The following is a 12,698-nucleotide window of genomic DNA, read 5'->3' on the forward strand; positions in this document are numbered from 1 at the left end:
GGCCGTCGGGGCTGCCGTAGGGCACGCCCGGGCCCGCCCCGCCGGTGGCCGGGGCCTCCTCGACGGGCGGCTGCGGGGCGTGCGGCTGCGAGCCGTGCGACTGCGGGACGTGCTCGATCCAGGCGTCGGCGTCGGTGTAGACCGGCAGGTCGGCGGCCCGGGCGGCCGGCTCGGGCGCCGGTGCCCCGCCCGCGGGGGCGTCGCCGGCGGGCGCGGCCGCTCCGGCGGCCGCCGCGTGGGCCTCCTCCGCCTCCTCGGCCTCCAGGGCGCGGGCGTCGGCGACGGACTGCACCGCGGCCAGCACGCCCCGGTAGCCGGTGCAGCGGCAGAGGTTGCCGCAGAGCGCCTGGCGGGCCTCGACCTCGGTGGGCCGGTGGTTGCGCTGGAGCAGGTCGTGCACGGCCATCGCCATGCCGGGCGTGCAGTAGCCGCACTGCACCGCGCCGGACTCGGCCAGCGCCTGCTGGACCTCGCTGGCGCCGCCGCCGGCCGAGAGGCCCTCGACGGTGTTGATCTCGCTGTCCGCGGCCAGCGCGGCGGGCACCAGGCAGCCGGCCACCAGCTGGCCGTCCACCTGGACCGAGCAGGCGCCGCACTCGCCCTGCTCGCAGCCGTCCTTGGCGCCGGCCAGCCCGAGCCGCTCGCGCAGCACGTACAGCAGGCTCTCGCCGATCCAGGCGTCGGTGACGGGCCGTTCGAATCCGTTGACCCGCAGGGTGTACGAGGCGCAGGGGCGCAGCTCGCGGCTGACCTGCGGCGCGTGGTCGAACGGGCCGGCGTCGAGGGTTCCGATGGGGTCAGTGGTCACTTCAGCGCCCTTCCCAGTGCCCGGCGGGCCAGCACCGATACGGTACGCCGCAGCCGAACGGCGGCCGCGCTCGGCCCCTCGGTCACGGCCTCCCAGGCGCCCTCGGCGCCGTAGCTGTCGGGTACGCACGCGGCGGCCACGTACTCGCCGAAGGCGGCCGTCGCGGTGGGGTCGATCTCGCGGCTGCCGTCCCAGTCGATGCAGCCGGCCACCCAGGCCTCGGCCTCCAGCGGGCGCAGCGGCACCGGGGCGACGGCTCCGACGGCGCAGCGCACGGCGCGCCGGGCGGGGTCGAGGACGAGCGCGACGGAGGCGGTGGCGCGGGCCGGGCCGCTGCGGCCGGTGGCCTTGAGGAAGACCTGCGGGGCGTGCAGCAGCGGGACGCGCACCCAGGTGAGCAGCTCACCGGGGCGCAGCGGGTCGAGGCCGGTGAGCAGGTGGCTGACCGGGACCTCGCGGGTGGCGCCGGCCCGGGCGAGGGTCGCGGTGGCCTCCAGCGCGGCCAGCACCGGGAGGGTGTCGCCGGCCGGCGCGGCGGTGACGATGTTGCCGCCGAGGGTGCCGACGTTGCGCACCTGCGGGGGCCCCGCGGTCCGGGCCGCGTCGGCCAGGGCGGGGATGAGGGCCGCGAAGTCGGGGCGGTCCATCCGGGCGTGGGTGAGCCCGGCGCCGAGCACGGCGGTGCCGCCGTCCTCGTAGCGCCAGCCGCGCAGCTCGGTGATCCGGCCGAGGCCGATCAGGGCCGCGGGGCGCAACCGCCCGGCGTTGACGGCCTCCATCAGGTCGGTGGCGCCGGCCACCGGCACCGCGGCCGGGGTGGCGGCCAGCGCGTCGACGGCCTCGTCGAGGGAGGCCGGCAGCATGATCGTCCGGTTCACCTGGGTCCCACCGTGCTCCACTTGCTCATCGATCGCCTGCCGCCCGCGGCCCTCGGCCGGGGTGTCCGCGTCGGCAGCCCGGCCTGGCCCGTAGGGTACGGGCGATCGGGCCGGGTTGGGCAACTCTGGCACACAATGCTCGATGATCATTTCGGGACGGGCGAACGGAACTGCCCGATTGGGACGCATACCGGGCGGTATCTGCTCCGGCCCGAAACCGGACCGGAGCAGATGTTCATCTGTTCTTGACGTCGGATGACCACTCAGAAGTTCCCGGTCGCCATGGAGCCCGGTGGCCGATCGTGGTCAGACCGCCGGCGGCGCACCCTCGATCGGACGGCCGGCCACCCCGGGCCGGCGCTGCCAGGGGTGCGGCCCGTCGACCGGGCGGTACTCGACGCCGAGCGCGTCCAGCACGGCCCGGTGCGACTCCATCCGCCGTTCGAAGCCCGCGTAGTCGCGCTCGGCCGGGTCGGCGGGCAGCGCGGACCAGGCCACCTCCGAGAAGGCCGCGAGCCGGGGGAAGGCCCGGTAGTCGACGTCCCGGGCGCTGTCCATGAACTCGCTCCACAGGTTGGCCTGGGTGCCGATCACCCGGCGGGCCGCGGCTTCGTCGAGCTGCGCCGGCACCGGCTCGAAGCGGTACACGTCCTCCAGGGTGCGGACGAAGCCGACCGGGACCGGCTCGTCCTCGCCCGGGGCCTGCCGGTGGTCCAGGTACACGTGCTGCTCGGGGCACATCACCACGTCGTGCCCGGCCTGCGCGGCGGCGATCCCGCCCCCGTAGCCGCGCCAGGAGGAGACCGCCGCACCGGGTGCCAGCCCGCCCTCCAGGATCTCGTCCCAGCCGATCAGCCGGCGCCCGCGCTCGGCCAGCCAGCGGTCGAAGTGCCGGATCACCCAGCTCTGCAGCTCGTCCTCGTTGCTCAGCCCGAGCTCCTGGATCCGCTCCTGGGCCGCGGCACTGTCCTTCCACTGCTCCTTCGGGCACTCGTCGCCGCCCAGGTGGACGAACTCCGACGGGAAGAGCTCCAGGACCTCCTCCAGCACCCCCTCGAAGAAGCGGACGGTGGCCTCGGAGGGGTTGAGCACGTTGTGACTCACGCCCCAGTCCGTCCACACCCCGAGGGCGGCGGTGTCCACCACGTCGGTGTTGCCCAGTTCGGGGTAGGCGGAGATCGCGGCCTGGGAGTGACCCGGAAGGTCGATCTCCGGGACGACGGTGATCGCCCGTTCGGCGGCGTACGCGACGATCTCGCGCAGGTCGTCCTGGGTGTAGAAGCCGCCGTGCGGGCGGTCGTCGCGGCGCTGGGCGGAGCGGTAGCCGACCATCGAGCGCTCCCGCCAGGAGGCCAGCTCGGTGAGCTTCGGGTAGCGCTTGATCTCCACCCGCCAGCCCTGGTCGTCGGTCAGGTGCAGGTGGAGCACGTTGAGCTTGTGCGCGGAGAGCTGGTCGATGAAGCGCAGCACGTCGGACTTGGGCAGGAAGTGTCGGGCGACGTCCAGCAGCGCGCCGCGCCAGCCGAAGCGGGGGGCGTCCTCGATGTCGACGCCGGGCAGCACCCAGCCGGTGTCGCGCAGCGGCGCCCGGCGGTAGGCGTCCGGGCCGAGCAGGCGGCGCAGGGTCTGCGCGCCCCAGAGCGCGCCGGCCGGGCCGCCGGCGGTGACCACGGCGCGGCCGGGGCGCACCGAGAGCCGGTACGCCTCACCGGCCAGCGCCGCGTCGTGGACCAGTTCGATGCCCTCGCCGGGCCGCCCGGGACCGAGCGGCAGTCCGGTGGCGGCGGTCAGCGCGGTGCGCAGCCACCGCTCGGCCCCGGACAGCTCCGGCGGCGCGGTCAGGGTGGTGGAGCGGTCGAGGGGGAAGTCCTGGTCCTGGAGGCGGACGGAACTCAAGGGGGCGGGAATGAGGTCCATTCCGCCATCCTGCCCCCGGCCCGGTCAATTGGCATAGACCACTTTGCACAATGCCGCACAGTGCAAAACGGCACCGTGCAAAACGGCGCAGTGCGGAACAGCGCTGTGCGAAACGGTGCCGTGCGGAACCGCGCCGTGCGGACGGGTCGGCGCCGTCCCGGGCCGGGCGACCCGGCCGGGCCAGGCGGCCGGGCTACTTGTCGTCGCCGCCCTTGCCGTCCTGGGGCTTGCCGATGCCGTCGTAGATCTCCTTGCACATCGGGCAGACCGGGTACTTCTTCGGGTCGCGCCCGGGCACCCAGACCTTGCCGCAGAGCGCCACCACGGGAGACCCGGAGAGCGCGCTCTCCATGATCTTGTCCTTCTGGACGTAGTGCGCGAAGCGCTCGTGGTCGCCGTCCCCGTGGGACACCTGGGGGACGGGCTCGACCAGGGTGCCGGTGCCGAGGCCGCGCTCGGGCTCAAGAGTGCTCATAGGTGCCAAGTCTATGGGCGCCCCGGGAAACCGGGCCAGTGTCGTGCCGGCGGCCGCGCCCGCGGGGCCGCCGCGGGCGGCGCGGACCGGCCCGCCGGCCGGCCCTCGGGTCAGTTCAGCGTGGGGTCGTCCGGGTACGTCGCGAGCAGCGCCAACGGGCCGCGCTGGCGGCGCAGCACGGCGCGCCACAGCCGCTCCGGCTCCGGGCTGGAGATGTCCCCCGGCTCGCAGTCGACCAGGTACCAGGCCCCGGTGCCCAGCTCCGCCTCCAGCTGCCCCGGCGACCAGCCCGCGTACCCGGCGAAGATCCGCAGGCCGCCGAGCTCACCGGCCAGCACCTCGGGCGGCGCCTCCAGGTCCACCAGGCCGATCGCCCCGTGCACCCGGCGCCAGCCGAGCGGCTCCACGGTCTCCGGCTCCCCCGGTGCCACCGCCAGGCCGAGCGCGGAGTCCAGCGCCACCGGGCCGCCCTGGAACACCACGGCGGGGTGCCCGACGAGACCGCCCCAGCCGTCCAGCACGCTGCCCACCTCGACCGGCGTCGGCCGGTTGAGGACCACACCGAGCGCCCCCTCGGCGTCGTGGTCGAGGAGGAGCACCACCGCCCGGGCGAAGTTCGGATCGGTGAGCACGGGCGTAGCGACGAGCAATCGGCCGGTGTGCGACCGGCCTCCGTGCGTATGGGCCGCCGTCATGTCTCACATGATCCCGCAGAACCACCGGGGCCGGACACCTCGACGCGAAGCCGGCCGGCGAGGGCCCGCCACCCGCCGCGGACGGCGGCGCGAACACCCGTACGGACGCACCGGCGGGCGCGACACCCCCGGACGGGAGCACCATCACGGGAGAGGCAGACGGGAACCACCGATACGCCTACTACCATCTACTGATGGTGGACGCCCTTATGCGGTGCCGACTCGGTCACGCCGGGGGCCCGAGCGCGCCCGTACGACCGGTCCACCGCCCGGCTCCCACCCGGAGCCGCACCCACTCCTCTGGCACCCCGGATTGCGAGAACGATGACCGACGACGTCCTGCTGGTCCACGGCGGAAACCCGCTCGAAGGCGAGATCCGCGTCCGCGGTGCGAAGAACCTGGTCCCCAAGGCCATGGTCGCCGCCCTCCTCGGGCAGGGCCCCAGCAGACTGCGCAACGTCCCGGACATCCGCGACGTCAAGGTGGTCCGCGGCCTGCTCCAGCTGCACGGAGTCACCGTGCGCACCGGTGACGAGGACGGCGAGCTGATCCTCGACCCCTCCCACGTGGAGAGTGCCAACGTCGCCGACATCGACGCGCACGCCGGCTCCTCGCGCATCCCGATCCTCTTCTGCGGCCCGCTGCTGCACCGCCTCGGCCACGCCTTCATCCCCGGCCTCGGCGGCTGCGACATCGGCGGCCGCCCGGTCGACTTCCACTTCGAGGTGCTGCGCCAGTTCGGCGCCAGCATCGAGAAGCACCCGCAGGGCACCTACCTGGTGGCCCCGCAGCGCCTGCGCGGCACCCGGATCGAGCTGCCCTACCCCTCGGTCGGCGCGACCGAGCAGGTGCTGCTCACCGCCGTCCTCTGCGAGGGCGTCACCGAGCTGCGCAACGCGGCCGTGGAGCCCGAGATCGTCGACCTCATCTGCGTGCTGCAGAAGATGGGCGCGATCATCACCATGGGCACCGACCGGACGATCCTGATCACCGGCGTGGACGAGCTCTCCGGCTACAACCACCGCGCCCTGCCGGACCGCCTGGAGTCCGCCTCCTGGGCCTGCGCGGCGCTGGCCACCAAGGGCGACATCTACGTCCGCGGCGCCCGCCAGCTGGAGATGATGACCTTCCTCAACACCTTCCGTAAGGTCGGTGGCGCCTTCGAGGTGGACGACGAGGGCATCCGGTTCTGGCACCCGGGCGGCGAGCTCAAGGCGATCGCCCTGGAGACCGACGTGCACCCCGGCTTCCAGACCGACTGGCAGCAGCCGCTGGTCGTCGCGCTGACCCAGGCGACCGGCCTGTCCATCGTGCACGAGACGGTGTACGAGTCGCGGCTGGGCTTCACCGGGGCGCTGAACCAGATGGGCGCGCACATCCAGCTCTACCGCGAGTGCCTGGGCGCCACCCCGTGCCGCTTCGGCGCCCGCAACTTCCTGCACTCCGCGGTCGTCTCCGGCCCGTCCAAGCTGATGGGCTCCGAGCTGGTCATCCCGGACCTGCGCGGCGGCTTCTCGTACCTGATCGCGGCGCTGGCGGCCGAGGGCACCTCGACCGTCCACGGCATCGACCTGATCAACCGCGGCTACGAGAACTTCATGGAGAAGCTGCGCGACCTGGGCGCCCACGTCGAGCTGCCCAACGAGCGGCTGGTCACCGCCTGACCCTGGGCCGGGTTCCCTTCGGGGAGCCCGGCCGCACGGCGAGAGGCCGGGCTCCCCGAAGGGAACCCGGCCTCTCGGCGTTCAAGGGATTGCTCAGGCGCCCTTGGCGGCTTCCTTGAGCTTGGAGCCCGCGCTCACCTTGGCGCTGTAGCCGGCCGCGATCTGGATCGGCTCACCGGTCTGCGGGTTGCGGGCGGTGCGGGCAGCGCGGTGGGTGCGCTCGAAGGTCAGGAAACCGGGGATGGTGACCTTCTCGTCGCCCTTGGCGACGACCTCGCCGACGATCTCGGCGAAGGCGGCCAGAACGGCGTCGGCGTCCTTGCGGGTCACCTCGGCGCGCTCGGACAGCGCGGCCACCAGCTCACTGCGGTTCATGTGTACTCCTGTGGTCTGTTCGCTTGCGGTGTGCGGGGGCCCATCGGTGCTCCCCTCCGGGGGCACCCGGACAGGCCGCAGGTCCGCACACAGTGCTCATTCAGGCAATGCGTGGTCGCAGGCCGGGTTCGCGCCCTGTGCCGCGGTCGGTGCCGTCGACGGCCCGTCTGCCTGCCTGGATACGAATCCTGCCCCGACCGGCCCCGAGAAAGCCAATCGGGCCCCGGCCGTGCCACCCGAACAAAGCCCGCCCGCCGGAGGTGTGACGCTCCGTCGGCTCCGGCGGACCGGGCGCGGGCGGCGGTCGGGACGACGCGCCGGAAGACCAGGGGGACGTTCCGTACTTGTCGGACACGCCTGCCCCGTGCAGGGCTACCGTACGCCCTAGGCCCGACAAGCCCAAACACGCCCCTCGCCCTTGTGTCGCAAGGGTTCGGGGCGGACTTGGGCGGGTAAGGACGCTAATCGGTCATTTGACCGATCCGCGACACCTGTCGCGTACCGCCATCAGAGCTTGAAGACGGGGAAGGACGAGGTGTCGAGCGTGCCGACGATGCCCGGGGTCGGCCGGGACGGCGCCTGCTCCTCCTGGGGGCCGGCCAGGGCGGCGTCCCGGACGGCGGCGGCCACGGTCTTGGCGACGTCCTTGTGGAAGACGCTCGGGATGATGTAGTTGGCGTTCAGCTCGTCGTCCGCGACGGTGGTGGCCAGCGCGCGGGCGGCGGCGATCATCATCTCGGTGTTGACGGTCCGGCTCTGCGCGTCCAGCAGGCCGCGGAAGACACCCGGGAAGACCAGCACGTTGTTGATCTGGTTCGGGAAGTCGCTGCGGCCGGTGGCGACCACCGCGGCGGTCTGGCGGGCGATCGCCGGGTCGACCTCCGGGTCCGGGTTGGCCAGCGCGAAGACGATCGCGTCCTCGGCCATGGTGGCCAGGTCGTCGCCGTCCAGCACGTTCGGGGCCGAGACGCCGATGAAGACGTCGGCGCCCGCCACGGCCTCCTTGAGGCTGCCGGTGCGCCCCGAGCGGTTGGTGTGCTCGGCGATCCAGCGCAGCGAGTCGTTGAGGTCCTCACGGCCCTGGTGGACCACGCCCAGCACGTCCGCGACGGTGGCGTGCTCGACGCCGGCCGCCAGCAGCAGCTTGAGGATCGCGGTGCCGGCGGCGCCGGCGCCCGACATCACCACCCGGATGTCGCCGATCTCCTTGCCGACCACCTTGAGCGCGTTGGTCAGCGCCGCCAGCACCACGATCGCGGTGCCGTGCTGGTCGTCGTGGAAGACCGGGATGTCCAGGGCCTCGCGCAGCCGGGCCTCGATCTCGAAGCAGCGCGGCGCGGAGATGTCCTCCAGGTTGATGCCGGCGAAGCCGGGGGCGATCGCCTTGACGATGGCCACGATCTCGTCGGTGTCCTGGGTGTCCAGGCAGATCGGCCAGGCGTCGATGCCGGCGAAGCGCTTGAACAGGGCCGCCTTGCCCTCCATCACCGGCAGCGCGGCCGCCGGGCCGATGTTGCCCAGGCCCAGCACCGCGGAGCCGTCGGTGACCACGGCGACGCTGTTGCGCTTGATGGTCAGGCGGCGGGCGTCCTCGGGGTTCTCGGCGATCGCCATGCAGACCCGGGCGACGCCCGGGGTGTAGATCATGCTCAGGTCGTCACGGTTGCGGATCGGGAGCTTCGAGGACATCTCGATCTTGCCGCCGAGGTGCATCAGGAAGGTGCGGTCCGAGACCTTGCCGATCGACACGCCGTCGATGGTGCGGAGCTTCTCGACGATCTCCTCGCCGTGCGCGACCGAGGACGCGGCCACCGTCACGTCGATCCGCAGGGCCTCCAGGCCGGAGGCGGTCACGTCGAGGCCGGTGACCGAGCCGCCGGAGGACTCGACCGCCGTGGTGATCGCACTGACGGCGTTGCCCCTGGCCGGGACCTCCAGCCGCACCGTGATCGAGTTGGAGACACTGGGCACCGTCGCCATCGACGTTTCCTTCTTCCGTCCGTCAGCTGCTTCAACAGAATGTTGAAGCCCTTCGCCTGCGCATGCTAGACCTCGATCGTCGCACCTACCAGGGCGAAGCCAGAAATAACGTTCATTGAGTGTGCGGACTCGACAACTTCTTGCCTCCCCGGGCAGATGCGTTACATTGGACGGGACACCGGCTCGATCCAAGCCCCCGGGCCCAACCTTCGTCCCTTCGAGGGACCACTTGCCGCGAGGCGAGCATGGCGGGTCGGTGTCATCAACGTCTGAAGGCCCCTCACCACCGGTGAGGGGCCTTCTTCGTGCCCGCGGCACGCGACGGTCGGTCAGCCGTGCAGCAGCGCCGGCACCCCGGCCGCGTCCGGCAGGTCGTCCGGACCGGAGAGCACCGTCAGCCGCTGGGTCGCCCGGGTGAGGGCCACGTAGAGCACCCGCAGACCGGCCTCCGACTCGCCGGCGATCCCGGTCGGGTCGGCCACCACGGTCGCGTCGTACTCCAGGCCCTTGGCCTCCAGGCTGCCCAGGGCCACCGCCCGGGCGCCCAGACCCTCGATCCAGCCCGCCGCCTCGGCCCGCCGGTCCATCGGCACGACGACCGCCACGGTGCCGTCCACCTCCGCCAGCAGCCGCTCCAGCTCCGCCCGGGCCGCCGCGCCGAAGGCCCGGGGCGACGGATCGGTGACGGCCGCGAAGCGCGGCTCCACGCCGACGTGGCGCACCGCGCTCGGCGAGGGCGTGCCCGGGGCCGCCAGCGCCAGCACCTTGGCCGCGACCTCGGCGATCTCGGCGGGGTTGCGGTAGTTCACGGTCAGCGTGAACCGCCGGCGCGGCTTGCCGGCCAGCACCTCGTCCAGCGCGGCCTGCGCCTCCTGCGGGAACGGCCAGGAGGACTGCGCCGGGTCGCCGACGATCGTCCAGGTGGCCATCCGGGCGCGGCGCCCGATCATCCGCCACTGCATCGGGGTGAGGTCCTGCGCCTCGTCCACGATGATGTGCGCGTACTCGGTGCGCTCCACCGGCACCTTCTCCCGCTGTCTGGAGCTGCGGTCGGCGAAGGTGGTGACCTCGTCCAGCCCGCTCAGCAGGTCCACCGCGTCCACCTCGCGGACCTTCGGGCGGGCCGCCTCGCCGAGCAGCACCTGGAGCTCGTCCACCAGCGCGACGTCGTGCGCCGACAGCGCGCCCTCGCCGCGCTCGGACAGGTGCCGCCAGGAGCCGGCCAGCACCCTGGCCTCCTCCGGGGTGACGGCGCGACGGGCGATCCGGTTGGTGTGCCGGCTCTGCTTCAGCGTGGCGAGCACCCGACGCGGGGTCAGCGCGGGCCACCAGGCGTCCAGGAAGTCCAGGAACGGCGCCTCGTCCGAGACGTAGTCGTCGAAGGACTCCTTCTCCTCCTGGCGCTGCTCGCGGGCGTAGTGGTCGGCGGGCCTGGGCAGGTGCCGGGTGAGCTCCTGCCAGAGGGCGTCCAGCAGCAGCCGGCGGGCGCGCGGGCGCAGCAGGTTCAGCGGGGTGCCGCCGGAGCCGATCACGTGGCCGCGGACGGCCTTCAGCCGGCCGGCGTCCAGCCGCAGCACCTCGCCGCGGGCGACCACCTTGAGCTCCTGCGGCGCGCCCAGCTCCAGGGCGCCCCTGGCGGCCCGGCGCAGCAGCTGCGTCATCCGGGCCGAGCCCTTGATCCGGGCCGCCTCCGGGGTGTCGTAGGTGCCCGCCTCGATGCCGTCCACCAGCGAGCCGACCGCGCGGACGGCGACCTGCCCCTCCTCGCCGAGCGAGGGCAGCACGCCCTCGGTGTAGGAGACCAGCAGCGGGGTCGGGGAGACCACCAGGATGCCCCCGGCGTAGCGGCGGCGGTCCTGGTAGAGCAGGAAGGCGGCGCGGTGCAGGGCGACGGCGGTCTTGCCGGTGCCGGGGCCGCCGGTGACCAGGGTGGCCCCGGCCGCGGCGGCGCGGATCACCTCGTCCTGCTCCTTCTGGATGGACGAGACGATGTCGCGCATCGAGTGGCTGCGGGCCCGGCCGAGCGAGGCCATCAGCGCGCCGTCGCCGACCACGGCCAGCTCGCGGCCGTCCAGGGTGGGGGTCAGGTCGGGGCGGAGCAGGTCGTCCTCGACCCCGATCACCCGGCGGCCCTTGGACCGGATCACCCGGCGGCGGACCACCCGGCCCGGCTCCAGCGGCGTGGCGCGGTAGAAGGGCGCCGCCGCGGGCGCCCGCCAGTCGATCACCAGCGGGCCGTACTCGGCGTCCAGCACCCCGAGCCGGCCGATGTGCAGGGTCTCGGCGACGGCCGGGTCGGCCGGGTCGAGCGGGGTGTCCGAGGGGATGCCGTGCTCCTCCGGCGCATCGGCCTGCTGGAGGTCGATCCGGCCGAAGAGGAAGTCCTCGAATTCGTTGTTGAGCCGCTGGAGGTGCGCGCCGGCTCGGTACACCTGGGCGTCGCGCTCGGCGAGCGCGCCGGGGGTGCCGACCTGCACGCGCTTGGCGGCGTCCTCCAGGATGTACTCGGCCTCGGCGAGCTTCTCCTCCAGGCGGTGGTAGACCGTGTCGAGGTGACGCTGTTCCCCGGCGATCTCGCGCTCGCGGACGGTCTCGGAATCGGTGACGGCGGTGGTGTCCGTGTTGCTCTGCATGGCCTCGGTGGTTGCGGCGGAGTACTGGGTGGAGCCGGTCTCGCCCAAGAAGCCCCCTGACGTACGTCCTGCGATGGATGGGGTCCGGCCCGGCGAAACGAGCGGACGGAAAATCCTACGCCCCCACCCCTCCCCCGCGCCGCACCAGGGCCGGAATGTGGCGCGGGAGGCTCCGGACGGGACCCGGGACGCACGAAGGCCGCCCCCCGCTGAGCGGTGGGCGGCCTTCGATCTTCAAACATGGGGTGGTGGAGATGCCGGGAATCGAACCCGGGTCCAGTGGAGTGGATTCAGGACTTCTCCGAGCGCAGTCCGCTGTGATTTTCTCGGCCCTGGCGGTCACGCGGACAAGCCGCCAACAGGCCCAGCTGCTGTTTGATTTCCCCTCCACCCCCGCAGCCCGGGTGGACGGTTGAGTTCCCTAGATTATGCCAGGGTCCGGGTCGGGAACTCCCCGGTCTGACACCCAAGCGCTATCGGTGCTTATTAGGCAGCGAGAGCGAACTGCTGGGAATCGCGCTTAGAGTTGGCGATTATTTGTTTGCGACAGATGGTTAACGAGATCATTGCCGCGTTCCTCGGCTCGCTTCTCCTGTTTCGACTTCCCCTGTCGAAACCGATCATCCCCATGTTTTGTTGAGAAACAACTCGGACGGCGAACCGTCCGTGGTGCTGGCGCCATACTACGCGAGGCGGCCTGCGAGGGTCCAGCGGATTAACTCCGACGTGGCCGCCGGGTCACTGCTGGCGCCGCCGGGCGGCGGCGACGGCGCGGGCCGTCTCGCGGGTGTCCTGCTTCTCCCGCAGCGTCTGGCGCTTGTCGTACAGCTTCTTGCCGACGGCGAGTGCCAGTTCGAGCTTCACCCGGCCGTCCTTGAAGTACAGCGAGAGCGGGATCAGGGTGTGACCCGCGTCCCGGACCTTCGCCTCGATCTTGTGGATCTCCAGCCGATGCAGCAGCAGCTTGCGCTTGCGCCGCGCGGCGTGGTTGGTCCACGTCCCCTGGGTGTACTCGGGGATGAAGACGTTGTCGATCCAGGCCTCGTGGTTCTGGATGTAGGCATAGCCGTCGACCAGGTTGGCCCGCCCCTCGCGCAGTGACTTGACCTCGGTGCCGGTGAGCACGAGACCGCACTCGTAGGTGTCGAGGATGGTGTACTCGTGTCGCGCCTTCTTGTTCTGCGCGATCAGCTTGTGTCCGGTTTCCTTTGCCATAGCGCCGCCATTCTCGCACCTCGACGCGGTGGCGGGCAGCTCCTTTACCCGCGGTGC

General features: G+C 72.5%; 9 protein-coding genes, 1 other RNA gene and 1 pseudogene. 1 reads left to right on the forward strand and 10 read right to left on the reverse strand.

Features of this window, described 5'->3' with window-relative positions; genetic code table 11:
- Positions 1-202: 202 nt before the first annotated feature.
- The 5 genes and pseudogenes from OG618_RS14790 to OG618_RS14810 all read right to left on the reverse strand — a co-directional run.
- A pseudogene (locus OG618_RS14790) lies at positions 203-733 on the reverse strand ((2Fe-2S)-binding protein); the annotation flags it as partial.
- Between the two features lie 71 nt (positions 734-804).
- Complete coding sequence (locus OG618_RS14795) at positions 805-1,671, reverse strand: FAD binding domain-containing protein (protein ID WP_329492115.1); 867 nt, start codon at positions 1,669-1,671, stop codon at positions 805-807.
- Between the two features lie 321 nt (positions 1,672-1,992).
- Entirely contained in the window at positions 1,993-3,603 is a 1,611-nt protein-coding gene (locus OG618_RS14800) for a beta-N-acetylhexosaminidase (protein ID WP_329487874.1), read from the reverse strand.
- A gap of 193 nt (positions 3,604-3,796) precedes the next feature.
- Positions 3,797-4,078, reverse strand: coding sequence for a DUF3039 domain-containing protein (locus tag OG618_RS14805; protein ID WP_329487875.1), 282 nt, complete (start codon positions 4,076-4,078; stop codon positions 3,797-3,799).
- 110 nt (positions 4,079-4,188) lie between these two features.
- Positions 4,189-4,773, reverse strand: a complete 585-nt coding sequence (locus OG618_RS14810; protein WP_329487876.1) for a YqgE/AlgH family protein — start codon at positions 4,771-4,773, stop codon at positions 4,189-4,191.
- A gap of 324 nt (positions 4,774-5,097) precedes the next feature.
- On the opposite strand from OG618_RS14810, the gene murA reads away from it, so the two are divergent.
- Complete coding sequence (murA, locus tag OG618_RS14815) at positions 5,098-6,438, forward strand: UDP-N-acetylglucosamine 1-carboxyvinyltransferase (protein ID WP_329487877.1); 1,341 nt, start codon at positions 5,098-5,100, stop codon at positions 6,436-6,438.
- Positions 6,439-6,531: 93 nt separating this feature from the next.
- Here murA and OG618_RS14820 read toward each other — a convergent pair whose 3' ends face one another.
- From OG618_RS14820 to smpB, 5 genes are all read right to left on the reverse strand, one after another.
- Positions 6,532-6,813 (reverse strand): HU family DNA-binding protein, encoded by a 282-nt coding sequence (locus OG618_RS14820; RefSeq protein ID WP_030059737.1) that lies wholly within the window; start codon positions 6,811-6,813, stop codon positions 6,532-6,534.
- Between the two features lie 507 nt (positions 6,814-7,320).
- Positions 7,321-8,793: an NAD-dependent malic enzyme gene (locus OG618_RS14825; protein ID WP_329487878.1), complete on the reverse strand. Its 1,473-nt coding sequence runs from the start codon at positions 8,791-8,793 to the stop codon at positions 7,321-7,323.
- 329 nt (positions 8,794-9,122) lie between these two features.
- The gene (locus tag OG618_RS14830) at positions 9,123-11,426 is read right to left on the reverse strand and encodes a HelD family protein (RefSeq protein WP_329492116.1); all 2,304 of its coding nucleotides are present in this window, start codon (positions 11,424-11,426) and stop codon (positions 9,123-9,125) included.
- Between the two features lie 246 nt (positions 11,427-11,672).
- Positions 11,673-12,054: a transfer-messenger RNA gene (ssrA, locus tag OG618_RS14835) on the reverse strand.
- A gap of 110 nt (positions 12,055-12,164) precedes the next feature.
- The gene (gene smpB, locus OG618_RS14840) at positions 12,165-12,641 is read right to left on the reverse strand and encodes an SsrA-binding protein SmpB (protein ID WP_329487879.1); all 477 of its coding nucleotides are present in this window, start codon (positions 12,639-12,641) and stop codon (positions 12,165-12,167) included.
- Positions 12,642-12,698 lie beyond the last annotated feature (57 nt).

This window comes from Kitasatospora sp. NBC_01246 (genome assembly GCF_036226505.1).
GTDB lineage: Bacteria > Actinomycetota > Actinomycetes > Streptomycetales > Streptomycetaceae > Kitasatospora.